General features: G+C 66.3%; 31 protein-coding genes. 6 read left to right on the top strand and 25 right to left on the bottom strand.

Features of this window, described 5'->3' with window-relative positions; all coding sequences use genetic code 11:
* Positions 1-696 precede the first annotated feature (696 nt).
* Positions 697-1344, bottom strand: a complete 648-nt coding sequence (locus tag ALI144C_RS53885) for a pentapeptide repeat-containing protein (protein WP_168211565.1) — start codon at positions 1342-1344, stop codon at positions 697-699.
* Between ALI144C_RS53885 and ALI144C_RS56495 the strand changes: the two genes are divergently transcribed.
* Positions 1322-1663, top strand: coding sequence for a hypothetical protein (locus ALI144C_RS56495; RefSeq protein WP_193441303.1), 342 nt, complete (start codon positions 1322-1324; stop codon positions 1661-1663). The two genes, ALI144C_RS53885 and ALI144C_RS56495, sit on opposite strands and share 23 nt — an antisense overlap.
* A gap of 427 nt (positions 1664-2090) precedes the next feature.
* On the opposite strand, the gene ALI144C_RS59305 is transcribed toward ALI144C_RS56495, so the two are convergent.
* The 5 genes from ALI144C_RS59305 to ALI144C_RS52630 all read right to left on the bottom strand — a co-directional run bounded on the left by ALI144C_RS59305 (position 2091) and on the right by ALI144C_RS52630 (position 6143).
* Entirely contained in the window at positions 2091-2366 is a 276-nt protein-coding gene (locus ALI144C_RS59305; RefSeq protein ID WP_168211564.1) for a hypothetical protein, read from the bottom strand.
* Positions 2367-2814: 448 nt separating this feature from the next.
* Positions 2815-3666: an aminoglycoside phosphotransferase gene (locus tag ALI144C_RS52645; protein WP_076994744.1), complete on the bottom strand. Its 852-nt coding sequence runs from the start codon at positions 3664-3666 to the stop codon at positions 2815-2817.
* Positions 3663-4406, bottom strand: a complete 744-nt coding sequence (locus ALI144C_RS52640; RefSeq protein WP_076994743.1) for an AAA family ATPase — start codon at positions 4404-4406, stop codon at positions 3663-3665. Before ALI144C_RS52640 ends, ALI144C_RS52645 begins: the two co-directional genes overlap by 4 nt.
* Before the next feature lie 16 nt (positions 4407-4422).
* On the bottom strand, positions 4423-5292 hold the full coding sequence (locus ALI144C_RS52635; RefSeq protein WP_237774761.1) for a radical SAM/SPASM domain-containing protein: 870 nt from the start codon (positions 5290-5292) through the stop codon (positions 4423-4425).
* A gap of 491 nt (positions 5293-5783) precedes the next feature.
* Positions 5784-6143, bottom strand: a complete 360-nt coding sequence (locus ALI144C_RS52630; RefSeq protein WP_076994939.1) for a histone-like nucleoid-structuring protein Lsr2 — start codon at positions 6141-6143, stop codon at positions 5784-5786.
* Positions 6144-6796: 653 nt separating this feature from the next.
* On the opposite strand from ALI144C_RS52630, the gene ALI144C_RS52625 reads away from it, so the two are divergent.
* Positions 6797-7189 (top strand): hypothetical protein, encoded by a 393-nt coding sequence (locus tag ALI144C_RS52625; protein WP_076994742.1) that lies wholly within the window; start codon positions 6797-6799, stop codon positions 7187-7189.
* Positions 7190-7480: 291 nt separating this feature from the next.
* Here ALI144C_RS52625 and ALI144C_RS52620 read toward each other — a convergent pair whose 3' ends face one another.
* The 16 genes from ALI144C_RS52620 to ALI144C_RS52540 all read right to left on the bottom strand — a co-directional run bounded on the left by ALI144C_RS52620 (position 7481) and on the right by ALI144C_RS52540 (position 19351).
* Complete coding sequence (locus tag ALI144C_RS52620; RefSeq protein ID WP_076994741.1) at positions 7481-8872, bottom strand: helix-turn-helix transcriptional regulator; 1392 nt, start codon at positions 8870-8872, stop codon at positions 7481-7483.
* 96 nt (positions 8873-8968) lie between these two features.
* Positions 8969-9601, bottom strand: coding sequence for a PIG-L deacetylase family protein (locus tag ALI144C_RS52615; RefSeq protein WP_076994740.1), 633 nt, complete (start codon positions 9599-9601; stop codon positions 8969-8971).
* Entirely contained in the window at positions 9598-10455 is an 858-nt protein-coding gene (locus tag ALI144C_RS52610) for a 5'-3' exonuclease (protein ID WP_193441299.1), read from the bottom strand. Before ALI144C_RS52610 ends, ALI144C_RS52615 begins: the two co-directional genes overlap by 4 nt.
* On the bottom strand, positions 10455-11576 hold the full coding sequence (locus ALI144C_RS52605) for a glycosyltransferase family 4 protein (RefSeq protein WP_076994739.1): 1122 nt from the start codon (positions 11574-11576) through the stop codon (positions 10455-10457). The genes ALI144C_RS52610 and ALI144C_RS52605 overlap by 1 nt, the downstream gene beginning before the upstream one ends.
* Positions 11569-12132, bottom strand: a complete 564-nt coding sequence (locus tag ALI144C_RS52600; RefSeq protein ID WP_076994738.1) for a phosphoribosyltransferase — start codon at positions 12130-12132, stop codon at positions 11569-11571. Before ALI144C_RS52600 ends, ALI144C_RS52605 begins: the two co-directional genes overlap by 8 nt.
* A complete protein-coding gene (locus tag ALI144C_RS52595; protein WP_237774731.1) occupies positions 12107-12586 on the bottom strand; it encodes an XRE family transcriptional regulator in 480 nt (159 codons plus the stop codon). The genes ALI144C_RS52600 and ALI144C_RS52595 overlap by 26 nt, the downstream gene beginning before the upstream one ends.
* Before the next feature lie 165 nt (positions 12587-12751).
* Entirely contained in the window at positions 12752-13654 is a 903-nt protein-coding gene (locus ALI144C_RS52590; protein ID WP_237774730.1) for a radical SAM protein, read from the bottom strand.
* A 62-nt stretch (positions 13655-13716) separates the two neighbouring features.
* Complete coding sequence (locus ALI144C_RS52585; protein WP_076994736.1) at positions 13717-14031, bottom strand: hypothetical protein; 315 nt, start codon at positions 14029-14031, stop codon at positions 13717-13719.
* A gap of 76 nt (positions 14032-14107) precedes the next feature.
* Complete coding sequence (locus ALI144C_RS52580) at positions 14108-15133, bottom strand: glycosyltransferase (RefSeq protein WP_237774760.1); 1026 nt, start codon at positions 15131-15133, stop codon at positions 14108-14110.
* Positions 15134-15138: 5 nt separating this feature from the next.
* Positions 15139-15627, bottom strand: a complete 489-nt coding sequence (locus ALI144C_RS52575) for a DUF6884 domain-containing protein (RefSeq protein WP_076994734.1) — start codon at positions 15625-15627, stop codon at positions 15139-15141.
* The gene (locus tag ALI144C_RS52570) at positions 15624-16181 is read right to left on the bottom strand and encodes a formylglycine-generating enzyme family protein (protein ID WP_076994733.1); all 558 of its coding nucleotides are present in this window, start codon (positions 16179-16181) and stop codon (positions 15624-15626) included. Before ALI144C_RS52570 ends, ALI144C_RS52575 begins: the two co-directional genes overlap by 4 nt.
* A gap of 3 nt (positions 16182-16184) precedes the next feature.
* A complete protein-coding gene (locus ALI144C_RS52565) occupies positions 16185-17165 on the bottom strand; it encodes a reverse transcriptase domain-containing protein (protein ID WP_237774729.1) in 981 nt (326 codons plus the stop codon).
* Positions 17166-17178: 13 nt separating this feature from the next.
* The gene (queC, locus tag ALI144C_RS52560; RefSeq protein WP_076994731.1) at positions 17179-17883 is read right to left on the bottom strand and encodes a 7-cyano-7-deazaguanine synthase QueC; all 705 of its coding nucleotides are present in this window, start codon (positions 17881-17883) and stop codon (positions 17179-17181) included.
* 2 nt (positions 17884-17885) lie between these two features.
* Positions 17886-18371: a hypothetical protein gene (locus ALI144C_RS52555; RefSeq protein ID WP_076994730.1), complete on the bottom strand. Its 486-nt coding sequence runs from the start codon at positions 18369-18371 to the stop codon at positions 17886-17888.
* A gap of 402 nt (positions 18372-18773) precedes the next feature.
* The gene (locus ALI144C_RS52545) at positions 18774-18986 is read right to left on the bottom strand and encodes a hypothetical protein (RefSeq protein ID WP_076994729.1); all 213 of its coding nucleotides are present in this window, start codon (positions 18984-18986) and stop codon (positions 18774-18776) included.
* Positions 18983-19351 carry a hypothetical protein gene (locus tag ALI144C_RS52540; protein ID WP_076994728.1) on the bottom strand — a complete coding sequence of 123 codons (369 nt, stop codon included), beginning with the start codon at positions 19349-19351 and terminating at the stop codon, positions 18983-18985. Before ALI144C_RS52540 ends, ALI144C_RS52545 begins: the two co-directional genes overlap by 4 nt.
* Before the next feature lie 705 nt (positions 19352-20056).
* Between ALI144C_RS52540 and ALI144C_RS52535 the strand changes: the two genes are divergently transcribed.
* Positions 20057-21454: a helix-turn-helix domain-containing protein gene (locus ALI144C_RS52535; RefSeq protein WP_168211563.1), complete on the top strand. Its 1398-nt coding sequence runs from the start codon at positions 20057-20059 to the stop codon at positions 21452-21454.
* On the opposite strand, the gene ALI144C_RS52530 is transcribed toward ALI144C_RS52535, so the two are convergent.
* From ALI144C_RS52530 to ALI144C_RS52520, 3 genes are all read right to left on the bottom strand, one after another.
* The gene (locus tag ALI144C_RS52530; protein ID WP_076994726.1) at positions 21447-22253 is read right to left on the bottom strand and encodes a helix-turn-helix domain-containing protein; all 807 of its coding nucleotides are present in this window, start codon (positions 22251-22253) and stop codon (positions 21447-21449) included. The two genes, ALI144C_RS52535 and ALI144C_RS52530, sit on opposite strands and share 8 nt — an antisense overlap.
* Positions 22254-22702: 449 nt before the next feature.
* Positions 22703-23254, bottom strand: coding sequence for a hypothetical protein (locus tag ALI144C_RS56205; RefSeq protein ID WP_076994725.1), 552 nt, complete (start codon positions 23252-23254; stop codon positions 22703-22705).
* Between the two features lie 162 nt (positions 23255-23416).
* Positions 23417-24028: a prepilin peptidase gene (locus ALI144C_RS52520; protein WP_143231442.1), complete on the bottom strand. Its 612-nt coding sequence runs from the start codon at positions 24026-24028 to the stop codon at positions 23417-23419.
* 445 nt (positions 24029-24473) lie between these two features.
* Here ALI144C_RS52520 and ALI144C_RS52510 point away from each other — a divergent pair, with 445 nt between their 5' ends.
* The 3 genes from ALI144C_RS52510 to ALI144C_RS52500 all read left to right on the top strand — a co-directional run bounded on the left by ALI144C_RS52510 (position 24474) and on the right by ALI144C_RS52500 (position 26775).
* A complete protein-coding gene (locus ALI144C_RS52510; protein WP_237774728.1) occupies positions 24474-24914 on the top strand; it encodes a hypothetical protein in 441 nt (146 codons plus the stop codon).
* The gene (locus ALI144C_RS52505; protein ID WP_076994722.1) at positions 24908-25945 is read left to right on the top strand and encodes a hypothetical protein; all 1038 of its coding nucleotides are present in this window, start codon (positions 24908-24910) and stop codon (positions 25943-25945) included. The genes ALI144C_RS52510 and ALI144C_RS52505 overlap by 7 nt, the downstream gene beginning before the upstream one ends.
* 116 nt (positions 25946-26061) lie before the next feature.
* Positions 26062-26775, top strand: a complete 714-nt coding sequence (locus ALI144C_RS52500) for a hypothetical protein (protein ID WP_076994721.1) — start codon at positions 26062-26064, stop codon at positions 26773-26775.
* Positions 26776-26794: the final 19 nt, after the last annotated feature.

The following is a 26794-nucleotide window of genomic DNA, read 5'->3' as shown; positions in this document are numbered from 1 at the left end:
TGAGACCAGACCGGTCTGCCTCGTCGGTTGGTGCCGTACCCCGTCGGGGTCACTCGGAGACGCAGTCGTAGGTGAACACGAACCTGCTGTGAGTCTTCTCGAAAACGGAGCGTCCAAGCTCGCTGCCCGGGATGTCTGCGGGGGTAGATGACCAGCCCGGGCTCGTAGTGATCGCGTTCGGGAGACCAGGCTCGGGCCTCGTCACACAGGTGCTCGGTCAGCTCGGCGGCGGCTGAGCCGTGGCCGATCGCGCCCACTCCCAACGCACACCGTCGCCGGTCTCCATCCGGCAAGCCGTGAGATAGACCAGTGAGCCGCCGTCGACCAGCGCTGGACGCCAGTACCCTCCGATCGGGTTGACTATCCTCGGGACGGCGTCAGGGTGCGCGCTGATGCAGCATACGCGCTGGTCGGTGACCGTAAGCCGTAGCCAGAATCCGTCATGTCCCTCGTTCGGCGCAATGGTGACGCCGGACCAGTGTAGGGTCCCACCGCGCGCGACATGTTGATCTTGTGCGACCTGGGCCTTCTTCGTTGTCTCACCGTGAAATCGCCATGATCAGTCTCAATGAGAACGGCATTTCCCTACCGCGAGCCCACCGCGCAGCCGGACGTACCCTCAGCTCCGTGACAGCGCCTGCCTACTCGCTCGGCATATCCGTCGAGCGTGACTGATCCGTCGTCCGGACTTGACGCTTAGGTGTTGGAGTCCTGCGGTGGCCTGCCCATGAACCGCCTGATGTTCGGCGGCACCAACACGTGGAACGTCGCGCCGTCGAAGTTGGTGGTGGCGGTGAACGTCGCGTTGAACAACGCGTCTCCGGCGAATGTCGTGTCGATGTAGAAGGCGCCCTCGGCGAACGTGGCACGGCTGAACCAGGCCGTCCCGGTGAACGTCACGCGGTTAAACCAGACGTCCCCGGTGAACGTCGCGTGGCTGAACATGGCCCTCCCGTTGAACGTCGCGTCAGGGTAGTGGGCTTCCCCGGTGAACGTCGCGTGCTCGAACCAGGCATGCCCGGTGAACGTCGCGTCATCGAACCTGGTGGTCCCGGTGAACGTCGCGCCGTCGAACCTGCCGATGTTGATGCGGCAGCCTATGGGGTGAAAGTCGATGAGGGTGGCGCCGGTCAGGTCAAGGTTCATGTTCGCCCAGAACGTCTCGTGAGGGTGGTCGGGGTTCCGGCCGGGGTACAGGCGGGTGGAGAGGATACGTTGCGCGGTAAGGCGAACCTCCCGTTCCTGCACCCGCTGCTCCTGAACGTCCCGTGCCGTGTCGTCGGCGTCCTCGGGAAGGTGCGCGTCCGGCAGGGTGTAGGGCATGCGCAGGTACGCGCAGAGCACGTTGACGATCGTGCCGCCGGCCGGTGTCACCGTGCACAACCCCGATCTGCACATCGCCACGCTGAACGGCAAGGGTTCGGCCTGGCGCTGGGTGAGTAGCAGCGGGTTGCGTTCGCCGTCGACCGGGGCGGCCTGGTGGATCGCGTCGTACCCGGGTGTGCACAGCCTCGGTGAGGTGCCGGGTGGGCAGGGGCTCTCGCTGCCCGAAGGCGGCGGGCGACTCGTCGTCGACCCGGCGACCGGACGGGTGAACAGGACGTCGGTCCACGTCTCCATGGACGGTGCTCGGAACAAGGTCGCCGACGCGGCCGGCGCATAGGTCACCGCCGAATGGACCAACACCCTGCCCAAGTAGCCGGGCTGTGACAGGAGACCGGCCGCCTCGCCTGGGACGGGCGGCCGGTCTCCTTCATCCGTTCAGGCGACCCGCTATGGCAGGACACGACGCGTACCCCGTGTGGATCGGACGCACCCAGGACGGCGCCACCGGCTGTTTCGCCCTCGACTTCCGCGTGCCGGAGCGGGCCAACGCTGAGCCCGGCTGACCCACCCACGCCGAAAGGCGGATACTCGCTAACCCGTCGCCATGATCGCCCCGCAGGGCAGGTCTGGAACATGTTCTCTTTGAGAGCTCATCTGATGGTGGTGGTCCATCCGCCGGACGCGCGGTGGTCCCGCGACACCCGACGAACAACACGACCCGACCTACACCTTCACGCCAGCAAGGGCGGCAAGGGCGGCAAGGATCAAGAAAGACCGGAATGTGCCCGCCTCACGAGCCGGGAAGCGGCGCGGTCGAATCTCGTGAACACAAGCCTCCCTGCCGAACCGGGTGCGGTCGGTTGCCCCCGAGAAACGCGGTCGAATCTGACGGACCAAACCAGTGGCACCCTACTCAAGGCAGACCTCACCGATCCATCCCGATCGTGTCTCCCCGGCGGCCGGTCGAATGCCGTCACGTACGGCTTAATGTCCACGATCGGTATCCCGTCCGCCAGGTCCACGTCAGCGAACCGCAGCATCCGCTGGATCCCGGCCAACGCCATCGTGACCGAGTTGCCAGAGCACCTTCGTACCTCTGCCTGACAATGTCGCACTGATTCAGACGGACTCACCGCGGGCTCAAGCTGGGTCGCTTGCTCGATCGGTCGACGGGCCGTCGCTGCGGAACGGTGTGTGGCTTCGCATCGTTACCGCGCGGATGATCCCTGGTCGCTCCTCAGGCTTTGAACCGCGTAAGGCAATCCACATGATCGGCGCCTGAGCCCCGAGTGCTCGACAACCGGCCTTGCCGAACGGTGACTTCCATATCGACCTGACAGCGCGCATCGGTGGCAGCACGGAACACCACTTGCACCGCCGTATCCGCGTGCGAGCAGCGATCCATCCTTTGAAAGGTCACCACGACCTGCACGCATACTCCGGCGAGACGCTCGGCACCAGTGGCCGACTGTTCGAGGGTCTGTCGGGTCACGACGCCAACAGCGCGTGTGCATGGTGGGTCAGCGGCTCGGCGAGGTCGAGATAGTCGCCGCCGTCGATGCGACGCAGGAGTCGGGCAGCGACATACAGCTGCGCCACCTGTCCACTCGGGCTGTCGAGGACACTGGCGAACTGGTCACGGATGCGTGCGGCGATGTCGGGAACGAGCAGGCTGTAGCACAGCAGCGTCGCAACGTCGGTTCCCGCAGGCGCTGTCCCCCACAGTTCCCAGTCCAGCGCGCCGAACCGGGGCCGCATCAGGTTCGACCAGTGCAGGTCGCCGTGCGCGGTGGCCCATCGAGCGACGGTGGTGTCGACGTTGTCTCCGAACCGGCCACGGATCCGGTCGTCGACTCGTGCCCGGTCGGCGTGGACGCGCTCGGTCGGCGTGACGGCGAGCAGGTCGAGTGACTGCTGGAGGGTGGACCACCATTCGTTCGACACATTTACCGTCGTGCACAGGACGTCGCTGGGCGAGCACGGTTCGCCCAGCAACCGGGTCATCAGTTCCGCGCGCTGGTCGCGCCAGCCGTGTTCGGACCACTCGACGACGTCTAGCACCCGGGGCTTGGTGATGGTGGTGATGGCGTTGGCGTCCCGGTTGCCCGTCCACGCGTATCCCTGCGCCCATGGGGGTTCTTCGGATACCACCCGCAGCCAGCACTCGCCGCGGTCGCCGCAGACCGGAACGCCGACCGATCGCAGACGCCAACCGAACACCGGTGGCCCGGTCACCGTCACCGCGAAGTGCTCGGCCGCCCGGGCGGCGTTGTGCCGCTGGAAGTTGCGGAACGTCGCGTCACCGTCGACCGGTTCCTCGGGCGCGAGGTAATCGGTCATGAGTCGGTGAGGTGGCGCAGGTAGGCGGCGGGGTCGTCGAGATAGCGGCGCCAGTGATCAACCAGCTGCAGCTCCGACCACTTGGAACGCCGCAAGCCGTGCTCGCCCACTTCGATGATGTCCGCGCCCGGCGTGGAGGCCAGGATCGGCGAGTGCGTCGCACACACCACCTGCGCTCCCGACTCGCCGAGCTGGTGCATCAATGCGACCAAGTGCAGGCACGCGGTGAACGACAACGCCGACTCCGGCTCGTCCATCACATAGAAACCCGGTTCGCGGAACATCGACCGGAACACGGCCAGGAATCCTTCGCCGTGGCTCATCTCGGCCGTGTTCTCCTGCCAGTAGCCCGGTACACCGCCCAGGCTTTCGGTCATGCTGAACGCGGTCTCGGCGCGCAGGAAGAAACCCTTCCTCTTCAGCCGGGGACCGGCCAGCATCCGGGCGCCCTGGGCGGTGGTCTCCAATCGCAGAACCTCGCCCAGAGGTGTCCTGGTGGTGTCCGCGGCACCTGCCTTGCGTGCCGCGCGCCCGCCGCGGGCGTCCAGTTTGAATCCCTCAGCGATGGCCTCAACCAACGTCGACTTGCCCGAGCCGTTGTCCCCGACCAGGAACGTCACCGGATGGGTGAATTCGATGCCGCGTTCGACCACCTCGGCCACCGCGGGCACCGTGTAGGGCCACTGCCGGAAATGTGGTGGGCGTAGCCCGTCGGGGACGTGCGCGCGGCTGACGAACACTCACCTGCTCCTGTTCCTAGTCGTAGTTCGGTTGGCACCCGCCGTTCGGACCGCACGGCCCGGCGCCCGTGGGCCAGCATGACGGATGGCACGCCGGGCCACAGTTCGGGCCACACTGCGGGTCACACGCCGCCCTCACCCGGCCAGCGAACCGCCGGGCCAGATTCTCCGTCGTCTCGGCCATCGACGCTCCGGTCAGGATGTCGGCGAGCGTGTCGCGGCGGACATTGCCTACCGGCAGCCAGCGGGAGAACACGCACGGCCAGACCTCGCCCGTGGGTGACACCGCGACCTTGTCCCGAGCGCACTGTCCACACAACTGGTCCACGTCCGGTCGGCGCCTGCCCGCTCCCCTGCCGACACCGCGCAGATGATCGACACGCACCTCGCCCCGCACTCCCAGAGCTGTGAGCTCGTCGCGTGCCTGCTCGATCCGTTGGCCGTCGTGCACGTCGATCACGCCTACCCGCAGCGGGATCGAACGGCGTACCGCGGTGGCAATGTTGGCCTTGGTCCGGCCGTAGCTGCCGCGGCCGCGGGTGATCGCCTCGTGTTGCTCGGCTTGGTCGGTGTAGTAGCTCGTCGCCAGCTGGACACCTGGCTGGGCGAAGACCTCCCACATGCGCGGCGACACGTGCACCAGATTCGTGAACACTTCAACGCGGATTCCGTGCCTGAGTACTCGGGCGATGAGATCAGGCAGACCCGGGTGGAGCGTGGGCTCACCACCGATGAACTGCACCATGCCGACCCCCAGGCCCGCCGCCTGGTCGATCACCCGCGCCCAATCCTGCACGGTCATCGCCCCGGTCGTGCCGGACGGGCCAGAGTCCGCGTAACAATGTGTGCAGGTGAGTTGGCATGTACCGGTGATCTCCAGCCACACGAACGAAAGATTCTCCACGCAACGCCTCCACGGTTGCTGGCAACACTCGCATCGACGGTGGCAAGGCACCCTGGGCGTGGGCTACCGCCAACCGAACGACGACGATTGCGGCCAAGTGCCTTTCCGACAGAGCTGTGCGCCGTCTCCCGGTGTCTCGTGCAGGCCCATACTCCCCCGGCCTCGGCTCCCGGCCCGGGGCCGCGGATGTCGTCGGGCGCGGCGCCGGACCTGGGCGTCGGCCAGTCAACAGCTTTCGTCACTTTCCTCCCCGCGGTCCAAGCCCGGGCCAGCGGCGACGACAGCTACTACCGGTATCCGGAACTGGAAGCAGCGCTCCGCGCCTCAGGCCATCGCCCATAACGCGACACCTCGGCGGGAGTGGCCACGAGCAACTCGGTCTACTGTTCGGTCGGCGCCGGGGACTGCGGGCCTATCGCACCCGGCCAGCGAGGAGAACGATCGTCACGGAGGGCTCGCCTCGGTGAGTGGTCTTACTTTCGCTTCACGCTGGTGTGCGCCGCGTCGAAGGCCTCGATCACGGTAGCCGGGATGCGACCACGGTCAGACAGGTCGTAGCCGTTCTGGCGGGCCCAGTCGCGGATCGCTTTGGTCTGCTCGCGGTTGGCTTGCGGTTTGGCGCCGATGGGGACGATGCCGCGTTTGGCGCGGCCACCGGTACGGCGAGCACTGTCGGCGAACTCCTGGACCTGCTCACGTAGCTTGGTGGCATTGGCGTCGGTGAGGTCGATCTCGTAGCTGACACCGTCGATGCCGAACGTCACGGTAGTGATGTCGTCCGAAGTGGTGCCGTCCAGGTCGTCCACGAGTTGGACGACGACCTTCTGAGCCATGATGAAGCCTGCTTTCTTGTGTCTGAAAACGCGCAGGAACACGCATAGTGAACTTGATCTGGCAAAGCATAGATTCCGGCTGGTCATTCGACACTTACCGGCCGCACCCAGCGTGACGTGTCACACATGCTCGCCCCTGTGCCGAGGTGTCGGCCGCGTTGCTCATCGGGGTTGCATCACCTACGGGCCGAGGGCAGTCCGGGTCATCTACACGCAGAACCGCAGCCGAACGAGAGCTGCACGTCACCGCCCGGGGTAGGCAGTGTGTCTCGATTTCCCTCGGTTGTCCGTCCATCCACGACACCGCCCGCAACTCAGCCTCCCGGGAGATCACAGCACGCCTAGAACGCGAAGAATGATGAGCAATGGCCCGAGCACTCTCCGCGGTCACAGTTGGTTGAGGGGAAATTTGCGACCCTTTGGGCGAGTTCCAGCCGCCGAGGCGAAATGTAATAAGCATGCCCAAAATAGTGAATCGGTCTCAGGTATCCGTCAGCACCGTTGGCTTCCAGAAGCGCGTATACATCAGCACTCTCGTCCAGGACGGACGTACTGCCCAAGTCATCATCCCGGAATATCCAGCGGGCCACATGAGGACTGCGAAGCTGAAGCATGTCCGATTTGTCACGCAGCCCACGAGGATCAGCAGACGCATGGGGGTCCGCCGCAGGCCGGGCGCCCATGTGGACGATGACCGCGACACGGACTACCAAGCCGACCTGATCTACACCGGCACCGCAAACGGCCGGACGATACGATGTTCCGCGCAGGTCAAGACCGTGTCTGTGCTCAAGAATGTCGGCGCGCGGATGATCGACGGCGCCAAGCAGCTCAACGGTCTCAAGGGCGACACCCTCAACGGCAAGCCGGAAAACTCACCACCGGGGTTCGAACATGTCCTGGTCGTCAACCTGGAGGCCTCGGTCGGCCCCAGTTCCACCACAGCACCAAGCACGGACTGGAGCAATGGATCGCCAGTCGATCACTCGCGCAGGCCCGCAAGGACATGTGCGGGCCCCACGGGGAGCGCTACGTCGATGTGCTGATGATCGTCAACGCCACCGGCGTCCACACCTGGACCGACCTCACCGCGCTCGGGTTCCCATGCTGACCATAAACACGGCAACCATGCCCGCCGCGCGGTCGTGAGGCGGCCGTGACCTGTTGCACCGTCGGCGGTCCCACCGGCGCAGCGAGTCATCGACCGCGGGCCCGAGATATCCGCTGACAGACCAACGAGGAACCGACAGGTAGCGAGGCGCTTGTGCTGCGACGGTTAGGCTTTCCGTTGTCGTCGCGCACACTGCATCGATCATCCAATGTAGATCAACGGTGCCTCAATCACCCAGTAGCTGTTCTCGATCACGCCAGCCCAAGCGGAGCAAGGTGAGTGCACTGGCTGACAACCGGGGGCCAAGCCGGTCGATGGCCTCCACAGTGAACGGCATGTCGGTTCGCCCGCCGCGGCCGATCACCCGTCCCTCGTCGTTGATGTCCACAAGGTCGGCGAACAATCGGTCGAATACCACGTCGTCGACCACGGCCACGGTCATCTGGACGGCCCCGAGCTCCAAGGGCTCCATCGCCAGGCCGTAGTGCCAGAGTCGAAGCCCACCCTCGGCGCGTGCTCGATCGAATGATCGGAAGGGCTCCTCGTATGCGTAGTCGATCGGTCGGGAGGTAGAGCCGTCGTGCTCGGGGTTTCCGAGGAACTCCTCGGAGAACTCGCGCATGATGTTGCGCCACAACGAGAAGTCGTTGCGCACGTCGGCCAGATCGACCGAGGACGGCTGGAATTCACCGGCTGGCATCACGTGGCACAGGCCGCCGCCGTCCGCGACCTTTCCGCCGTCGCGCTCGTGCAGCACGAACTGGTGCTGACCGTCCGACCTGTCACGCCGGATGGTCAGCGTGCTGATCCCCGGCGACATCAGCAGCTGCTGAGGGTCGAAAGGGTCACCGATCGCCGCGCGCAGAGGAAGGTCGTTCCAGTCAGGCACTGAGCGGTTCGAGGCCAGCCATGCGGCCTTGAACTCGTGCGCGAGGGCTTGCTTGATGTCGAATACCTCGAAGAAGGTGGTGGTCCCGAAGCTCAGGGCCAGTCCGTGATCGGACTGCAGGCCAAGTAGCCGGTAGCTCAGCCGGTTCTCCAACAGCCGTGGTCGGACGAGGTCGCGCACCGCTCGGCTGTAGCCCGCGTACAGCTCGCCCCGCTCGGTCAGCGGAAGGACGTGCTCCAACGATCCCAACGGGCGAGTCGGCCGCTGCTGGTCCGACCACACCAGCCGCACCGATTCCAAGGGAACTGGCTGCTCAAGCAGCCAGCCGGAGCCTGCGAGCACGTGGCCGCCAGGTGCCCGTTGTGATTCCGGATAGAGCCAGGCCGCCAGCTCGGTCAGCTCGCGACCTCGCACCCCTGGCGCGTTCCGCACGCGGAGCCACTCCTGCTGGCTGCGCCGTACGTCCGCTGAAGCGGACTTGCTCGACGTCGGGATGGCAGACCTGGAGTCGGTCTGGTGTTTCGTCCGGTGCAGGATGTCGTCGAGTTCAGCGAGGGAGATCCGCAGGCTCGTCGCGAGGTCCGGTCGTTGCCATGGCTGGGGTACTTGGGTACCCCGTTCCCAACGGCCGATGGTGCCGCGGTCGATACTCAGCTGCTCGGCGAGGCTCTCCTGCGTGAAGCCAGCGGCCAGGCGGTACGCGGCCAGCGGACTCACCGACCCGCCCATCAGCAGACCACCCCGTCAGTCATCGGCGCATCGTACCGACATCTCACGTATGCGCAGGTCACAGGGGTTGCATGGAACCCCCCGGTCGGAGCCTGGTCACAATGTCGATGCCGCCGGGAGGCGACCGAGGATGGGCACCGGTACGAAGTTCTCCGCGTAACGCACGCCGATTCGGGAGCCCCATAGCCGGGCGAGGGTCTCGGCCATGGGACCGAAGTGGTCGCTGATCGGCTGCGATGTGTGGGCCGCGAGCGCGCGTTTCTTGATCTCGTAGGTGTCGGTGATGTCGATGGTGGTGTGTGCGGGTACGGGGCCGTCGGCGGTGAGGCTGTTGTAGGTGTCGGCGGTGTAGACGCGGCGTGGGTGGCCGGTGGCGATGACGACGTCAGGCAGGGCGGCGACGAGTGTTTCAGCGAGATTCCGGTGGTCGGGGTGAATGTCGCGGAGGGGGTGGGTAATGACGATCTCGGGTCGGACGGCGAGCAGCAGTTCGCGCAGGGCCGTCACGGTGGGTTGGTCGTACTGGTACAGCCTGGCCCCCAGGATCGCCGCTCCGGCCGCTGCTTCGGCATCCCGCACTGGGTCGGAGTGGTGCGGGATCGCGATGGTGACGGCGGCCGCGGAGGCGGAACAACGGGCGAGGGTTCCACCCGCCCAGAGTTCGGCGTCGTCGGGGTGTGCCATCACGGTCAGCACCGACGCCGGAGCGGTGAACGGCGAAGCAGTCACCAGAGCCCGAGCTTCTCGATGACGTCGGCCGGCTTGGGCAGCTCGCGCGTGGGGTGGCCGGTCGGGTGGTGTGGGAGGTCGAGGTCGGTGCGCATCCGGATGAGGTCGCGCCAGGCGAGCACCTGCTCCCAGGCGTCGATGACTTTGGTCTTCTTCGCCCCAGTCAGCCGTCCGGAGGCGAGAAGCTGGTCGAGGTGCAGCCCGCCGGCCAGGAGCTTGGTTGCCGTGCCTTCACCGATTCCCTTCACCCCTGGGATGTTGTCGGCGGAGTCGCCCTTCAGCGCGCAGAAGTCGGGCCACTGGTCCGGTGTGACGCCGTAGCGTTCGACGACCTCGGCCGGGCCGATGTGTCGTCGGCCACGTTTCATTACGGTGTTGAGCGCGTGGACCCGGTCGTCGACGAGTTGGTAAAAGTCGCGATCGCCGGACATGATCCGCACCTGCCGCTCGGGTGCCTGGTTACGGGTGACCTTGACGAGGGTGGCGATCACGTCGTCGGCTTCGGCGGTGTCGATCTCGATCCAGGCGATGCCGTAGTCGGTCAGTGCCCGCTGGACGTGCGGGATCGCGCGCAAGGGTTTGAGCGCGGCTTCGTCGAGGACGCGGTTGGCTTTGTAGTCGGCGTCGCTGTCCTTGCGCTCGGTGGCGCCGTGTTCGCCGTCGAATACCACGAGCACTTCGGGTGGCTCAGGCAGTTCTTCGCGGATGGCGACGCGCAGGAGGGCGAAGAACCCGAACTCCGCGGTCAGGTCGCGGGCCTTGTCGCGGGAGAGGATCGCGGCGGGGAATCCGAAGGCCGCGCGCCAGAGGAGGTTGTGACCGTCAACCAGGAGCAGAGGGACGCCAGCAGGCATCACCGCACCGCCTTTACGAATGTCTCGGCGACTGTGGTGGGCAGATAGTCCCGCGAGCGGTAGTACGCAGCCCTGGATAGTTCGGCGTAGCGTAGCGGATCTTCGAGCAGGTGCTCGGCGGCGCGCCAGAGGCCGTGCTCGCCCCCCGATCGGGGGACGATCACCCCGCCAGCTCCATCGCCGGTGCCGACCAAGGTGGGCAGGTTGCCCACGTCGAAGGCGATCACCGGGGTGCCGACGCTCATGGCCTCGAGCGCGACCAGTCCGAAGGTCTCGCGCAGCGAGGGCACGATGACCACCGCAGCCTGTGCGAGCCAGGGCGGCACCTGGAGCCAGCCGAGGGCGTCGCCGTGGATGGTGCCGAGTTTGAGGTGGGCCGCCGAGTAGCGGCACTGGTCAAGTTCGGTCGCCTGGCCGCCGGCGGTGATCTCGAATCCGGCCTCGCCGACGATCACCTCGATTGTCCTGTCGACCAGGCGCCCGGCGTCCAGCAAGGTCCGGATGTTCTTCTCCGGTCCGAGCCGGGCCAGGATCCGGATCGGGCCGTGCCGTCGCAGCGCTTCCCGTCGTGACTCGGGTGGTGGTGCGTGGTCATGGAGCAGGGCGTTGGGCACGATCTGCCAATGGTCGGTGTCGTAGCCGCGATCGTGTGCCTGGTCGAGCACCGTCTGGGACGGTGCGATCACGAGATCGGAGCGTTCGAGGGCGGGCGCGAGGTCTTGGTCGTGGCCGACGACGTGCATGGCCAGTACCGAGCGCGCCCGGCTGACCGGCGCGGCTCGGCCGAGGCCCCACAAGCCGTCGGTGTAGACGGCGACGTCGACCCGGTGCTTGCGGTACAGCTCGCACAGTTCGGCGGCGAGCAGGACGTCTTGCCCGTGGGTGCTGATCGCGTCGCGCAATTCGTCATCGTCGCAGGGGAAATCGACGCCCACCGAGCACACTCTCACCACGTTGTCGTCCGGGGTGTCGATCGGAGCGGCGGTCAGGATGAGGCTGCGGTGGCCGAGCTGGCGCAGTCCGTGGGCGAGGGCGGCGGTGGCGCGTTCGATCCCGGCTGGCGCGTTCGGGGTATAGGAGGCCAGGACGAACGCGACGGTCAACGGGGGTTGGTTAGGCATGGCGGAGGACCTCCTCCGGGCGTGGCAGCGGTGTGGTGTCGTGGTCGGCGGGCGGCTTCTCCCAGGGAAAGACGACCCAGTCCGAGACGGTCCAGATCGAGTAGTCCGGTAGCGTGGCCGCCCCGGTGTTGAGGCACAGGACCGCGGTCAGCATCGTCGCGCTCGGGCTGAGCAAGGGTGCGAGGTCGTGCCGGAGACGCCGAAGTGTGGCTCCGCTGCCGCAGATGTCGTCCACCACCAGCACCCTGCCTTTCATCCGTTGACCGTTCAGTGCGCGGGTCAGCGGGTCGAGGTCGACCGTCACCTTGCCTGTGGCCTGCTGGTAAGTCGCGTCGCCGGTGTTGTGGCGGGCGCGGACCGTGCGGGCTTTCACCTCGAGTGTGGAGGCGATCATGCGGGCTGGCGCGACGCCGCCGTTGGCGATGCCGATGACGTGCTGGACCGGCTGGTGATCGCGCAGGATCGCGCCGGCCAGCAGCGTGGTGGCCTCGCGGAGGGCGTTCGGAGTCAAGCGCCAGATCTGGCGGTGCTCAAAAACACGGCTTGTGTTGGTCATGCGAGGTCCATTCGTTGAGGAGCAAGGGATTCGCGTCAGCGGGGTGGTCTGGGACCTCAGCGCCTCGGAGATCACGCAGGGCTTGCACGAGGTCGTACACAGTGGATCCGGCGATCCCGGCGAGTGCGGTCAGCGCGTGGATGTCGAGTTCTTCGACAGGCGTTCGTCCTCCTGGGCACTGGCGGGCGCGGACCCTGGCCCATCGCTGGAGAGGCTGCAGCCGGGGATCGGTCGTGTGCGCGAGGGCCGACGGGTCAACTGTCACTGGACTGTCGTGATCACTGCCGAACGCGAGGGTGGTCGCGCGGAGCAACAGCGTGTCCGGCCGCTGCTTCAGCACAGGGCACAGTTCGACCGGCCGCTCGACGGAGATACGGCGTGTGCCGAGTTCGTAGGTGGCGAGGGTTTGCAGGGATACCTCGTCTTCGTCGTCGGCGCCTATCTCGGCACGCATCTGTTGCGGGTCCAGCCGCGTTCCTTCCGCGCAGTTCGCAGCTGGTCGCCCAGCACCCGTGCGAAGCGGTCGAGTTGGTCGCTCGTGGGCGTGTTCATCGCCTGGCCTCCCGTGGCGCGGTGCGTGCCCGCCGCTGGACTACGCCGAGACCGTTCGAGGAGCCGTTCATGCCGAGCCGTCCCGTGCCGTCAGTGCGAGGTCGTTGATACTGAGCAGTGGGCGGAGGGAGTTGATGGCGTGTGCGTCCGGCTGGTTGCGCCACACGTGACCGTCGGCGCGGATCACCGTGAAACCCCCGGCCGCCTCGCGAGTGCGCAGGCGAACGGGTACAGCCGAGGTGGTGTTCAGTTCGGCAAGGAGTTCGGTGGCCTCGTCGTCGGTCAGCTGCTCGGCGTCGGCCAGCACGGCGCCTTCCCCGATGGGGAGCATCTGCAGGAAGGTCACCCCGTACACGCCGAGCGCGGCTGCCAGCTCGACCATCGGCCGGACGCTGGCCCACGCGGTGGAGCGCAGGAGCACGGTCTGGATCTGGGTCGGGATGCCGTGGGCTACCGCCGCGCGGATTCCGGCGACGGCGCGATCGAAGCTGCCTGTGCCGCGCCAGTGGTCGTGGCGTTCGGCGTCCGGGCCGTCCAGGCTGATGCGGACGGCGTCCACGCGGGCGGCGAGGGCTTCGGCGCGGCGGGCCAGGTGTGTTCCGTTGGTGGTGACACTGACCGCGCTGCCGCCCGCGACGAGGATGTCGATCAGCACGGGCAGTTCGCGCAGCAGCAGCGGTTCGCCACCGGAGATGTCCACGCCCAGGACCGCGGACTCGGCGAGCAGGTGCGCGATGCGGTAGCGGTCGGGCCGGGCCAGTTCGGGCACGGACTTGTCGTCCAGGCAGTGAGGACAGGCGAGATTGCAGCGCACCAGGGGCGACCAGCACACGCTGATGGGCACGTCGGCCTGCATGGCTGCCGGGTGGATCTCAGGCAAGGAGGCGACGTCGGTGTCCGACAGTCGGACACGGCCGGAGGCGAGTTCGGTCCCTGCGCGGTGGGTCAGCCCGGTCAGCGGATCATGCACGACGAGCCCGGTGCTGTGTGGGCGCGCCGCGAAAGTGCGCGTTGGGGCAATGCGTGGCTCTGTCATGGCATGTCCTGCGGCGGCAGCAGCGGCGGGGCGTACAGCTCCTCGAACGGCTTCGGGCCGACGTACTGGCGGCAGGTGCAGGGCACCCACTGGTTGCCGATCCAGGAACCGCCCTTGGTGCGCGCGTCCTTGTGCAAGATCTGGCCGTGGCACTCCTTGGTGTCGGGGTCGTGCTGTTCCAATCCGTGCGAGCAGCCGCAGATCGGTTTCGGGGTGATGCCTGCGGCGGATTGGCGGCGGGTCAGTGTGCCGACCAGCAGCCCTGCGCCGAACAGGCCAGCGCCCACCGCGAGGGAGATCGGGTCGATCATCGAGCAGCGTCTTCTTTCTGGTCAGTGCCGTCGTGGCGGCATTCGGTGTTGGCAACCGTCGCTAGTGCAGGTGAGGTCATCGCAGTACCTCGCAGGTGCGCAGCAGCTCGGTCATCGCGGCGGTGAATGAGCAGGCGCGGCCGGCCGGGGCAGGCCGCCGCATCAGGTCCCAGTAGCGAGCGAGGGTGTCGGGCCAGGTGGCGAGCTTGCGTTGCCATTGCTCGTCGGCGTCGGGTGGATCGAGGTGGAATCCAACGACCTGCCGCAGCGGGATCACCAGCAGCCCGGCGGCGATCAGGCACGCGCCAAGGTAGGTGTCTTCCAAGCCCCAGCCGATCCGCCCGAACTCGGGATCGAACCCGCCGACGTTCAGGACGGCGGCGCGTGGAACGGCGACGAGGCAGGTGACGACCATGCGGGGCAGGTCCCAGTCGACATAGCGCTGGCCATAGCCCAGATCGACGAAGTCGCGGGTGTGGTCCAGCGGGCGGCCGTCGAGGCGCTTGGTCAGGGTGATGCCGGTATAGAGCAACGGGCGGCCGACCGGGGGCCGCCACACGACTCGATGGTCTGCGGCGAGGTGGGGATGGTCGGCCGGGACGCCGCGTCCGCCCTGGTGCAGGTCGTAGGGGAGGTTGTGGCGGAACCCGACGAGCACGGTGGTGTCGGTGGCGCGGGCGGCGATGTCGGTGATCACGTGTGGGGGCAGGACCATGTCGGCGTCGAGGTAGAGCACCGTCTGCCCGCGCGCGAGCGCGGTGCCGAGGTTGCGTGCGGTGGCCCCGCCCGCGCGTTCTGGCAGCCGCAGGACCGTGGTGACGACCGGGTGCTGGGCGGCGATGGCGGCCGTGGTGTCGGTGCTGGCGTCGTCGACAACGATGACCTCGAACCTGTACCGGTGGTGCTGGCCTTCCAGGGCGTCGAGCACGGCCGGCAGGCAGTAGCTGACGTTGTAGGCCGGGACAACGACCGAAAGGGTGCGCACGGCGGCCAGTGACAGCTCCGACGGTGTGGGCTCGTGCCACCCGATCCCGGATATGGCTTCCCAGCTGCGAGTGCTGCTGGTGTGAAAATTGTTGCGGCGCAACAGTTCCTCATACATCGTGGTCACGCCCACCCCCATTGGTGGAGGTAGGTCAACCCTTCCGGCCACCCCCACGGGTTCGGGATGAGCGCGATCTGATCAAACCGGTCAAGGTGGTCGAACACGCGCTGCAAGGCGAGCAGATACAACGGCTCGACCACGATCAGCATGTGCCGCAATGACGGTGTCTCGGCGAGTTCGGCGTCCAGTTGCGCGGAGACCGTCCGCTCGTGCAGGCGCATGGCTTCGACCCTGTTCGTGAGCCGGTGGTCGTAGGTGCTGATCGCGTTCTCGGGTCGCAGCAGGCCGTGTGCGGCCGAGAGGATACGGATGCGGGCTCGGCGAGCCGGATCGGCGGCGAAGTGTTCACGCGCGAGCGGAACGCACGCACCTTGGTAGAGATCAAGCGCAGCAACGGGGACGCTCGTGACGAGCTTCTCCCGTGAACAGTTGAGGATGATCAAACCCTGCTCGGGTGAGAGGATGCGAGTGCTGGGCGGCCGAAGGGTCATGGTTCGCGCACCACCCGCAGGCCGATGCCGCGCGAGCGCAGTTCAGCGGGCGCGGCGTTGAGGAACGTGCACTGCGCGTACAACGGTGGCGCGGCGTACGAACCGCCACGGATGACGACTCCGTTGCTCATCGCGGTGTTGGCGGTCCATTCCCACACGTTGCCCGCGACATCGAGTATGCCCTCGGGCGTGGCGCCGTCGGGATGCGTGTCGACCGGGGTGACCGTGTCGTGCCCGGAGTCCCGGAGGTTCGCGAACGCCGGTTGCCACGGTTCGTTGCTCCATGGCCAGCGTCGGCGGCCAGTGCCGGCAGCCATCCACTCCCACTTCGCCGAGCGCGGCAACCGCCCGCCCAATCGGCCGGCGATCTCGGTCGCCTCGGCGTGGCTGATCTCGGTGACGGGGAACCGCAGTCCAAGGTCAGGGTGTTCGCTCGGCAGGTGTCCGTAGGCGATCGGGGTGCGCGTCCACAACAGGGTCGGGACCTGGATAGGGCGCGCGGCGTCCCCGAATGCGCAGACTCCTCCGGTGACCTCGATCCATTCCAGGTTCATGCCTCAGCCGCCGATCAGGAACAGGTCTTCGACGTTGGCGTCTTCGCGGATGCGGCTCTTGGCCTCGTTGGGCCGCAGTCGAAGCTGCAGGAGTGCGTCGCTGATGGTGTAGAACGCCTCCTGTGCGTCCTCGCGGGTTCGGGCGAAGGCGACATAGTTGTCGGCGAAGCGGACGACTCGCAGCCCGGTCACTCTCTTGTCCACTTGGGACAACCGGAGGTTGATCAGTATGGGCGCCAGGCCGGAGCCCGGCGCGATCGGACTGGGCATCGCGGCGAGCGCGGTGCGCAGGCGGGCCAAGAAAGTGCCGTCGTGGATGTGCTCGGCGAGCCAGTCGATGACTTCGTCGATCGTCGCGCCTTCTGATACCGAGGCGACGTCGAGATCGGCTATCCACCGGAAGCCCGCCTGATCGAAGACGGCGGCCTGGCGCAGTGAGGTGATGCGGTTGCGGCGCGGCCGGAATCCGGACACCCAATCGCGGAAGGCACCCGCTTCCAGCACCGGTTCGAGGGCGTTTCGCAGCGCGCGGTGCACCAGTCGATCCCGCACGGTGGGGATGAACATGTGCATTTGTTTGCCGGTGTAGGTGGGCACCTGCACGTCGCGGACAGGTCCGGGCTGCCACGTCCCGCTAGCGAGTTCGATGGCCAGTTGCGGCAGCATCACGCGGGCCTCGCGGCGGAGGTAGCCCCAGGTCATGCCGTCGGCACCGGGTGCTGAGGTTCGCCGGCCGCATTGGCGCAACGCGCGACGCAGGTACGGCTCAGCCAGCAGGGGCATCAGCGAGTGTGACTGCGGTCCGGAGGTGGAGGGCGCTGGCGGGGTTGCTGCCTGCTGCGCTACCGTGCTGGGTGCTTGGGCGGCAGGAACGATCCCCTCGCCACGTTGTACCGGTTCGCAACCCGACACGCGCGAGCCGTGGCGCGAGGAACGACGGCCCCGCCCCGGCCCAGCCGGTGAGCCGAGTTCCGCCTCCGTCATCGTCGTCACCTCTTCACGCGCAGCGGTAGCTGGTGGGGTCGGTCATGCCGTTCTGTTGGAACGCTTCCTTGCGTTCGGTGCAGGTTCCGCATGTCCCGCAGTGCGTCGCCTCGCCCCGGTAGCACGACCACGTCCGCTCGAACGGAACCTCCAGTGCCGCGCCGATGCGGACGATGTCGGTCTTGCTCTGGGTGAGAAACGGGGCGAGGATCTCGAAATCGTCGACCAGCAGTCCCTCGTTGGCGGTGCGGACTGACCGGGTGAACCGCTCGACGAACTCTGGTCGGCAGTCCGGGTAGACGGCGTGATCACCGGCGTGCGCGCCGAACGCCACCACATCGGCCTTGCGGGCAACGGCCACGGAGACCGCGATGTCGAGCATGATCGCGTTGCGGTTCGGGACGACCGTGGCCCGCATCGACTCGTCGGTGTAGTACCCGTCAGGCACCGGCACGTCGGTGTCGGTCAGGGCCGAACCGACCAGCAGCCGACCGAGCATCGAGAGTTCAACGGTCTCGTGTGGACAGTTGAGCAGTCGCGCGATCTCGGCCGCGTGCTCCAGTTCGACCCGGTGCCGTTGGCCGTAGTCGAAGGACAACAGCGTCAACTCGGCCCCGCGCGCGGCCAGCCAGTAGGCCAGCACGGTGGAGTCCAGCCCGCCGGAGGCGATCACGACGGCGTGGCGCGGGTGCCGATGCGCAGGGGTGCCGATCGGCATTCTCACCACGCCCCGCACAGCGAGGACATCGAGCGGGCCGCGCCGACCACGGCGGTCCACGGCGGAAGGGTCATGTGTGGTTGCGGTCGTTCAAGCCACCGCACGCCTTCGTCCATGTTGTTCAGAGCGGGGAGCACGATGGTTTCGCCGCGCCGTTTCCAGCCGACCTGGATGCGCACCAGGTCATCCCAGGTCGACGTTCGCATGGTCGTACGTGGCTGAGTGAGGAAGATCCAGTCGTTGGGATCGCCGGGAACCACGATGATGGGCGCGCACAACATGTGCCGCGCAAGGAAGTTGTTGACCTCCCCGGCAAACCCGGCGCGCATGATGAGCGCGTCGACGTTCATGCCGAGCCGCAGGTGGACGTCGCCGGTGGTGCTGTCGATGATGGTCGGCCACGCGAACACGTCGCTGTAGTCCCGCCCGTGTTGGTCGGCTCGGTGGTGCTCGGTCAGGTCGGGTTGGTCGTCGATGACGGCGGTCATGAGTCGGCCCTCCTCGAAAGGGATGGGTGCTGGTGGCAGCCGAGCGGAAGACGTCGTGTAACCGCTTCCGCCCGGCCGCAGTCGGTGACGCGGGCGCGCGCTCGTCCAAGGCACGGCGAGAAACCCGGCCTGGCGCCAACATCTGACTAGACGACCCCGCTCGGTGCGGCGAGTGCTCGACGAGCAGCACCTCGCGCAACGCCGCCCGGAGCTGCCCGACCTCAGCGTTGGACAGCCGGGCGAGCCGTCCGCCGGGCAGCTCGATCTCGACGTCCGCAGAAGTGCGCCGCCGCAAGTGCAGCGCGGACCGCCGACCGTCGCCGTCACGGCAATCGACTTTGCGGTGACGCCATCCCAGCCAACGGAGCAAGGTCGCGGCGGGCTCGGCCTGACATGGTCGTCTCATGAGCCTTCGGTCTTTCTGATCATGCCGAGGCCGTGCATTCCTGCGGTCGCGATCGCGTGCCGCAGGACACGGTTGGGAGGCTGGCGCGGCGCGCGGCGATGCGAACCGGCGTAGGCGGATTCGGTCTGTCGCCGACGCCGCCATGCCAACCGCAGCAGGCAACAGACAACCGCCAGCGCGGCGCTCGCCGTGATGAACAGGGCGATCATCCGGCCTCACCCCTGGTGACGGGGATCGCGGCGGAACCAGGTATCGGGGTCGTGGTCCCGCCGCGATATGACAGCAGAGCAGGGCGCCCCTCGGCGGTTGGGGGAAGGCCGCCGTTGTTCTGCTCCGCTGTGCTCACTGTGCCGGTTGTCGTGACGGGGCCAGGTGCACCTGGCGCGGGTGTGGTCGCCACCTCGGCGGCTTGTATGACGGCGGAGCGGAACTGGGCGGTGGCGGCGCGGCAGAGGACCGCGACCTCCCCTGGGGGAGCCGTGACCACGACCTCCGAGTCACGCACGACAACACGCAGGGTCCGTTCGCGGCCGGCGACATCACGGCACGCGATGGACCAGGGTCCGGTGTTCATCGTGCGGCACCGCCTCGCGCGGTGTCCCTACTCCATTCCCGTCGACACACCGGCTGCACGAACAAACACGGCACAGCGAGCTGAGTCTGTGGGCATCGCGACGCGCAAAGCGTCACGAATCGCTGGGAGAGCATCATCCACTCCAATAGTCAGCGAGTCCCTATTTCATTTGTTGCGTCGTTTCTCATCCGCGCAGGCCGTCAAAAGCGCCCACGATCGACACCCGGCGACCATTCGATGCGCTAACCAGGCGGTGCCCGTAGCCGATTCCGACACTGCTGGCAGATGGGGATGCGAACACCGATCAACTAAACGATCGCCACGGGCAGCGGACCAGAGCGGCCGTGGGGCGACGATGAGGCGCGGATGGAGCGTTACCCCTGCTGAACTGCCCAAACGTGATCCGAGTAGCGTCTACGTCGATCGGGTGAAACAGATTGACGCCGTGCGTAACCAGACTTCCCGATCGGGGCGTGCCCAGAGAGGATTTACTCGGCGATAGCCAGACAGCGCAAGGGAATCGTACCCACACCTCGTGAGCAATGCGACTTCTCGATGAACGCAAAAGCCAGCTTGTGCGCCTGTTTCTCCGTCGCCCCGGTTGATCCATCAGCCTGCGCAGCTGCCATCATCTCGTGGTCCAACCTTGACCTGGCCAAACGGCAACGGGAATATCAGGGACGGTCTAGCCGAACGGGGACGAGCATGGCTACACGACGAAACGACCTGGCACGGCGACGCGCCGCAATGGGATTCACCCAGGAGACCCTCGCCGAACACCTCGGACTCGAACGATCCACGGTGGGCCGCTGGGAGCGCGGCACCGGCACGCCGCAGCCGTGGAACCAGCCTGACCTCGCCAAAGCCCTCGACGTTTCCCGCGACGCCCTCGCTGATCTCCTCGATCCCGATCCAGTAGTAAGTCGTCCCAGTCGCATGGAGGCGTTCGATGGTGCGGGTAGCGTGGTCTCTGAGTTCAACTGGTCGGACCGTCATCCAGCCGGGTCGGCCAGCGTGCTGGACCCGCCCTGGACCATCACCGGAACCACGCGGGTCCTCCACCAGGTAGCAGGAGGCCCCATGGATCGTCGCGAGTTTTTGACCATCACCGGCGGTGCCCTCACCGGTCTAGTCGGCCAGTGGAACTCAGCTCTCGCAAACGCGCCGCTACCGGCGGCCCTCACCGAACCAGGCCACGACCGCTTGACTCCGGACGTTCTGGACCGCCTCGATCACCGGTTGGCCGATCTCCGCCGTCTCGATGACGCTCTCGGCGGCCGTGACCTTTGTCAGCTTGCGGTGGCTGAATTCCGCTATCTGACCCACCTCGCCGATCACGCCACCTACAGCGGCGCGACCGGGCAGCGTCTTTTCAGTCTCATCACCGCAGCGGCACGTCTGTGCGGGTGGTTGCATTTCGATGCCGCTCAGGACGCCTCCGCCCAGTACTACTACGTTGCCGCTCTCCGTTCATCCGCTCTGGCGAACGATGCCTTGGCGGGCGCACACGTCTTGTCGTGTATGTGCTACCAGGCGACACTGGCCGGCCACCATCGGGAGGCGTTGAACCTGATGGACGCCGCCGAGGAACAGACTCGGCATCTCGCAACGCCGAGGCTGAAAGCGTTGCTTACCAGCAACAAGGCGCATGCACACGCCAAGGCCGGGGACGCTGCGGCGTGTGGACACGCGCTCAACGAGGCCGAGCATTGGCTGGATACGGCGAAGCCAGGTACCGAAGAACCCGACTGGATCTACTTCTACGACGAGGCTGATTTTTTTGGTCATGCCGCGGTGTGCTGGGCCGACCTTGAGCAACCCGCGAAAGCGCGTCCGCACATCGACAGCGCCTTGGGCACGAGGAGTACCGGCTACGTTCGCGACCGGGCTGTCTACCATGTCCGCAGCGCCGAAACGCACCTGCACGCTGACGATCTCGAACCGGCCTGCAACAACCTGCGCACCGCTGCTGAGCTTGTATCCCAGACCGGTTCAGTCCGCACGATCGACATGATCCGCAGCACCCGACGAACCATGTCGCGGTATGACCAAGAGCCTCGTGTCAAGCAGCTAGACCGCCAGCTCATCACCCTGTTCACCTAGCAATGACCAACTTCTTCAGGGTTTCCAATGTGTCGTCCGGCGACAGCGCGAGCGTTGCGAGCTGGTCGAGGCGGCGGCAGGCGGCCGATGTCAGATCAGGGTCCTCCGACTGCGTGGTGCCGAGAGCTGACTTGGTGAATGCGATGTCGGGCTCTTCCGGGTCGTCAAACGACAGTAGGACTACAGAACCGTCCAACCCGCAGTGCAAACCGGCAGACTGCGGCACAATCCGTAGCGTAACGTTCGGCATCTGAGCACGGTCAATCAGAAGCGCCGACTGCTCCTCATCGATTCCCTGATGTAGTACTGGTTCGTGGATCAGAGAGTCCACGGCCAACGGGTTGTCATCGAACAGTCGTTGTTGTCGCCGGAGCCGGATCCTCACGGCTGTGTCGGGATCGTCGGCGTATTGGAGGCTGTCGTGAGCGTAGCGCTCGGTCTGCATCAGCGCGGGCAGCGTGCCGAGCTGAAACTCGACGAGATGCGATGCCTCATGCTCGGCGCAGACGTAACCGGAGTTCTTAAGCCCGAATTCGCGCCACCAGCCCCGTTTGCGGGCCAGCTCCCACAACCGGAGTAGCGTGTCCCTGTCTTGGCTCGGCACGTCGTAGATGCCCAGCATGGCGCATAGCTCGTGGTAACCGGGCTGTTGCCCGTTCTCGATCCGGCTCAGCTTCTGGAGTGACATGTGCAGTCGTCTGCCCGCTTCGGCCTGGGTCTTGCCAGCCAACTCACGCAGCCGCTTGAGTTCCCTGGCCAGTCGACGACCGTGATGATTGGGAGGTACCGGTTTTGCCATGGTGGTCCTTGTTCATCTCTGCGTAGTTTTGGTCGCGGATCTCGCCGACAACATCAGCCGTCGCTTGACTCCCAATCCTCCTTCTAAACAAGACAAAGGCGGCGCGGCATGTCTACCAGCGGGAAGGACGGTCATCCGTCGTGGCTGGGGCAGTTAACGTCGGATTGATCACCACTGTCCAGAGCGCGCCCGAGGCGTCCATGGGGCGTGTATGGAGCGTCGATCGCGCTGGCCAGCGTTGTTACATCGGCAGTAGGCCAGGCCACTTCGCTCATCCAGTCACGACCGACACAGACCCCATGGTCATACTTTGCGGTTGGCCATGTGGTCACGGGCGCTGCTGGGCACCGGTTCCACGTGCAAGCGGTGTCGTTGAATGGCAAGCCATTGTCTTATGGCGGCGCGAGGATGGCCGTCCAGACGATCGTGCCCCGCGAGGCTTCGACGAGTCACTTCCCGAGGTAGTTGGCGACGTCGGTGGCGAGCCACGTGATCACATCGTCGACGTGCTGGCGCGTCAACCCACGCCCGGCCCCTACTGACACGATCAGCGTGGGGATACCGTCGTCGCGCCGGTCCTCGGCCCATCCGTACTCTTTGCCGCCGTACTGATCGTCAAGCCAGGCCAACGGCCGGTTGGCGACCCATTGGAGGATCGGCCCGACCTTGGCGGACCAGCCGAACGCGGGCCCAGCGTTCGGCACCTCGATGACGGGCATCTCGGGAAGCTCAAGGCGGGGCGCGATCCAGTCTGCTGCGCGGACACCCCAACTGGTCGCCCACGCTAGCTCGGCGCCCCAATTCAGCAACTCGCGCAGCCACACGCCATGCGCCGGGTTCAGCCACACGGTTCCTACGGCCGGGCGACCGTCCGGGCTGAGCCCGTCGAACTCGTAGGGCCGGTACCCCAGCTTCGTCAACGCCTGCCCACCGGCAACCAATCCTGGGTCGATGGCGAGCACGCCGTCGACATCAACCGCTACGACTGCGCCACCGCCCATTACCGCTCCTTTCCTTTAGCCTCGCGGGAATCCCTCCGGCGGGAAACGACACCACTGTCCCATCCGGTCCCGATGCAGAGCATCCACATTCCCTGCGGCGTCGGCGTGCTTGGCTCGATCGGGGACCACGCTGCGGAGTCGACGCCGCTCGCTGCAACGGCTTTACATCGGAACCACGGCGATCGTGAACAACGCCCCGAATAGGAGGAACGGTCCCATAGGCACCGAGTCCTGCCGTCGTCGAGTCGCCTTAAGCAGCAGCCACACCAGGGCGGCTGTGAGCCAGCCGAGGAAGGTGGCCGTGATGAGTGTCGACCAGCTCAGCCAGCCGAGCGCCAGTCCGAGCAAACCACCCAGTTTCACGTCGCCGGCCCCCAAGCCTCCCTCGGACAGTAGCGCCAAAACGAGATAGAACCCGCTGATGATCGCCATGCCAACCCACGCGCGCAGTAAGTCCGATCCCTTCGAGTGCAATACCGCCGAGGTCACCAGCAGTCCACCGATAAGAACGAGGCCGGTGTAAACGAGCGCACTGGGCAATCGTCGCTCGAGCAAGTCAATCAGACTCAACCCGACACCAACGGCAGCGAGGACGCTGCAGGGTAGAAGGTCGAACTGTGGACCAAAGCGCCACGCCATACCGCCGAATGCAACAGCGGTCAACGGCAGGGCTGCGAGCCTCGCGGTCAGCGATCCCGATGAGGCTGTGACGAGCAGTCGAGGCCAGATGAGTGCCATCGCGGCACCGACGAGGAGTCCGATCCCCGTCCACATGGCGATGACACTGCCGGGTGTCATCCAGCACCGACACGGGGGCCCTGCGGCCGTCGATGCATGCTCACGTGAACTCCCTGAAGTTGCTGGTCAGCCCGAGTGTGACGGGGTATGGCGTCGATCAACGACGCCAATCACCCAAAAGAGTGAACCTGTCCAGGTGAACACACACCGACTTCAAAGTCAGTCACGCAAACACTTTGCAATAACACGGAGGCGTTGGTGTAAAAGTGACATAGACCACAGGGCGTTGGGTTAGGCTTTCCATTTCGAGGGGTGGAACGCAGTGGGCAACAAGATCATCATCGGCAACGACGTGATGCGGGCTGCTGCGCTCGCAATAGGTGTGGTGCTCACGGCCGTGGTCGCCTGCGGTTCCAACACTACGAGCGGCCAGCCATCCAGTACGGCCCCATCGACTGCGCAGACGTCATCGTCCCTGCCCATGCCGACCGGGTCTTTGTCTGTTGTGGACAAGGCCAAGCAGGATGCGCTCACGTCGTACCGGGGTATGTGGCAGGACTTCGTCGCCGCTGGGACGACATCGGACTGGCAGTCGCCGAAGCTGGGGCGGTACGCGACCGGGATCGCGCTGACGAACATGTCACGGGCCTTGTACGCCGATCACTACAACGGCCTGGTGACCAAGGGAGAGCCCACTTACGAGCCTTCGGTGTCCTCAGTCGACCCTCCCGACAATCCGAACAAGATCGTGATCACGGACTGCTCTGACGATTCGCGATGGTTGAAGTACAAGGCCGCCACCGGCCAGCTCGCCAACGACACTCCGGGCGGCCGGCACCTCATCAACGCCATCGTCCAGAAGCAAGCGGACGGATCTTGGAAGGTCTCGGAGTACGGGGTCCATGAGGTGGGGACATGCTGAAACTACGACGCGTCTCAATTGCGACAGGACTTGTGGTCGTCGGCGGCATCTGCGGTGCGGCTCCGGCGTTGGCTGACGGCGGATACGGCAGCACCACGTGCAACCAAACACCGGCCCCGGTCTGCGATCTTGGCGCGGGCAAGGGCGGCGACAACAGCAAGCCAGGAAATCCGGGAAACGGCAACAAGCCTGGCCGTCCGGGCACGGGAAGCCCCGGCAACGGCAACAGCAATCCCGGCGACACGATCATCGGCGGCAACTCGCACCTGGCGAAGTGCTCCTACGTGAAGAGCGACTACCAGCCGCCGTCCGGCGGTGTGGTCACCGCTGCGTTCACAAAGCCGTTGAACACAGGCGCCGTGACTGCACAACCCGCGGTGTTCACACGCCGTGCAACGGGTGGGGTGGTGCTCGCGCAAGCTGCCCAACCAGCACAGGGCCAGCAAGGTGCTTGGTACGTATGGCAATGCTCGACAGCGGGCGTCACCGACGGGTTGTACCGGCCACCGGTGTGGATGGCCGATGGACAGCAGCCCGGAGCGGCGCAACTGCCCTCTCCGGCCGAGTTGGCGCAGATGGCGCGCAAACAGTTGCGGCTGCCCACGCCTTCGATCGCGGCGAACCCTGCCGGTGATCAGCTGGTGAACCTACCGACATGGATGTGGCTGTCGAGCGGGTGGGGACCGGTCTCGGCAACAGCCTCCGTGCCGGGCGTGTCGGTGACAGCCACCGCGACGCCGACGTCCGTCACGTGGTCTATGGGCGACGGCAGCACGGTGACCTGCACCGGCGCTGGCACGCCGTTCCGGACCGGCAGTGACCCGAAAGCTCCGTCTCCAGACTGTGGCCACACCTATCGGACTTCGTCGGCAAAGCAAGCGGGGCAAGCATTCCCGGTTGCCGCGACGGTGCACTGGACAGTCACCTGGGCAGGCGCTGGCCAAGGCGGAACGTTCCCGGGCCTGACCACCACTGGCAACGCGGCCTTCCGTGTCGCTGAGTCCCAAGCCCTCAACAACGGCGGCGGCTGAGCTTCCAAGGGCAGCGCCTCCTTTCATAACCACACATACACCTCATTCGTCCTTCCGCTCGCTGAAGAACCTCAGCGACGCGGCGCACTACCCCCATGCCTGGAGGAGGTACCGGCGTGACCAGCAACATCACGACTCAGCCGGACACCGACCGGCCCACGAGGTCGGATAGTGATCCTTGGGTCGCGGACGGCAAGAAGCCCGCCTCCCGGCTGCGCGGAACGAAACGGCGGCGCAGCATCCCGCACCTGCTGCTGGGTGTTCTGCTCGTGCTGGCGTGTGCCGCCGCGTTTCTGGTGGTGTCGCTGAACTCCGGTAACCGAGTAACGGCCTTGGCGTTGGCGCGGCCGGTGGCGGTCGGGCAAGTACTGGCCACGCAGGATCTCAAGCAGGTTAACGTCGCCGTCGACCCCGGAGTGTCTGTTGTGGATGCGAGCCAGGCGGCCAGTGTGGTGGGTAAGACGGTGTCCGCGAGCTTACCTGCCGGAGCCTTGCTCACCTTCGATGCGGTGAGCGGATCCGGTGTTCCGCAAGCGGGACAGGCGATTGCGGCCTTGTCGTTGAAGGCGGGCCAGTTCCCGGTGGAGGTGTCGCCGGGCAGTCACGTGTCGGTGGTGTTCGTGCCCAGTCAAGCTGGCGCCGCAGCGGCCAGTCCGCCGACGCCGGACTCCACGACGGTGTGGCCAGCGGTGGTGACCAGCGTGACCTCGCCGCCGAACCAACAGATCACGGTGGTGTCGGTGCAGCTGAGCCCGGCCGCCGCCCGCCAGATCGCCGCCGTGCCCGCGGGTCAGTTGTCGATCGTGATGCTTCCGGGGAGTGGTCAGTGATGTTGGTGGCGGTGCTGTC

Source organism: Actinosynnema sp. ALI-1.44, assembly GCF_001984155.1.
Taxonomy (GTDB): domain Bacteria; phylum Actinomycetota; class Actinomycetes; order Mycobacteriales; family Pseudonocardiaceae; genus Kibdelosporangium.
Note: the sequence above shows the minus strand (reverse complement) of the source record. Positions and strands in the feature narration are given on the sequence as shown.

Bases quoted from the DNA above. Each gene is read 5' to 3' on its own strand.
- ALI144C_RS52620 (WP_076994741.1), bottom strand. From the start codon at position 8,872: ATGGGCGGGTCGGTGAGTCCGCTGGCCGCGTACCGCCTGGCCGCTGGC.
- ALI144C_RS52625 (WP_076994742.1), top strand. From the start codon at position 6,797: ATGGGGGTCCGCCGCAGGCCGGGCGCCCATGTGGACGATGACCGCGAC.
- ALI144C_RS52585 (WP_076994736.1), bottom strand. From the start codon at position 14,031: ATGATCGACCCGATCTCCCTCGCGGTGGGCGCTGGCCTGTTCGGCGCA.
- ALI144C_RS52595 (WP_237774731.1), bottom strand. From the start codon at position 12,586: ATGCGTGCCGAGATAGGCGCCGACGACGAAGACGAGGTATCCCTGCAA.
- ALI144C_RS52565 (WP_237774729.1), bottom strand. From the start codon at position 17,165: ATGACGGAGGCGGAACTCGGCTCACCGGCTGGGCCGGGGCGGGGCCGT.
- ALI144C_RS59305 (WP_168211564.1), bottom strand. From the start codon at position 2,366: ATGCTGCGGTTCGCTGACGTGGACCTGGCGGACGGGATACCGATCGTG.
- ALI144C_RS52520 (WP_143231442.1), bottom strand. From the start codon at position 24,028: ATGTGGACGGGGATCGGACTCCTCGTCGGTGCCGCGATGGCACTCATC.
- ALI144C_RS52610 (WP_193441299.1), bottom strand. From the start codon at position 10,455: ATGCCTGCTGGCGTCCCTCTGCTCCTGGTTGACGGTCACAACCTCCTC.
- ALI144C_RS52600 (WP_076994738.1), bottom strand. From the start codon at position 12,132: ATGACCAACACAAGCCGTGTTTTTGAGCACCGCCAGATCTGGCGCTTG.
- ALI144C_RS52605 (WP_076994739.1), bottom strand. From the start codon at position 11,576: ATGCCTAACCAACCCCCGTTGACCGTCGCGTTCGTCCTGGCCTCCTAT.
- ALI144C_RS52545 (WP_076994729.1), bottom strand. From the start codon at position 18,986: ATGATCGCCCTGTTCATCACGGCGAGCGCCGCGCTGGCGGTTGTCTGT.
- ALI144C_RS56205 (WP_076994725.1), bottom strand. From the start codon at position 23,254: ATGGGCGGTGGCGCAGTCGTAGCGGTTGATGTCGACGGCGTGCTCGCC.
- ALI144C_RS52570 (WP_076994733.1), bottom strand. From the start codon at position 16,181: ATGAACCTGGAATGGATCGAGGTCACCGGAGGAGTCTGCGCATTCGGG.
- ALI144C_RS52510 (WP_237774728.1), top strand. From the start codon at position 24,474: ATGCCGACCGGGTCTTTGTCTGTTGTGGACAAGGCCAAGCAGGATGCG.
- ALI144C_RS52505 (WP_076994722.1), top strand. From the start codon at position 24,908: ATGCTGAAACTACGACGCGTCTCAATTGCGACAGGACTTGTGGTCGTC.
- ALI144C_RS56495 (WP_193441303.1), top strand. From the start codon at position 1,322: ATGCGCAGGTACGCGCAGAGCACGTTGACGATCGTGCCGCCGGCCGGT.
- ALI144C_RS52575 (WP_076994734.1), bottom strand. From the start codon at position 15,627: ATGACCCTTCGGCCGCCCAGCACTCGCATCCTCTCACCCGAGCAGGGT.
- ALI144C_RS52555 (WP_076994730.1), bottom strand. From the start codon at position 18,371: ATGACCGCCGTCATCGACGACCAACCCGACCTGACCGAGCACCACCGA.
- ALI144C_RS52580 (WP_237774760.1), bottom strand. From the start codon at position 15,133: ATGTATGAGGAACTGTTGCGCCGCAACAATTTTCACACCAGCAGCACT.
- ALI144C_RS52645 (WP_076994744.1), bottom strand. From the start codon at position 3,666: ATGACCGATTACCTCGCGCCCGAGGAACCGGTCGACGGTGACGCGACG.
- ALI144C_RS52535 (WP_168211563.1), top strand. From the start codon at position 20,057: ATGGCTACACGACGAAACGACCTGGCACGGCGACGCGCCGCAATGGGA.
- queC (WP_076994731.1), bottom strand. From the start codon at position 17,883: ATGCCGATCGGCACCCCTGCGCATCGGCACCCGCGCCACGCCGTCGTG.
- ALI144C_RS52540 (WP_076994728.1), bottom strand. From the start codon at position 19,351: ATGAACACCGGACCCTGGTCCATCGCGTGCCGTGATGTCGCCGGCCGC.
- ALI144C_RS52630 (WP_076994939.1), bottom strand. From the start codon at position 6,143: ATGGCTCAGAAGGTCGTCGTCCAACTCGTGGACGACCTGGACGGCACC.
- ALI144C_RS52530 (WP_076994726.1), bottom strand. From the start codon at position 22,253: ATGGCAAAACCGGTACCTCCCAATCATCACGGTCGTCGACTGGCCAGG.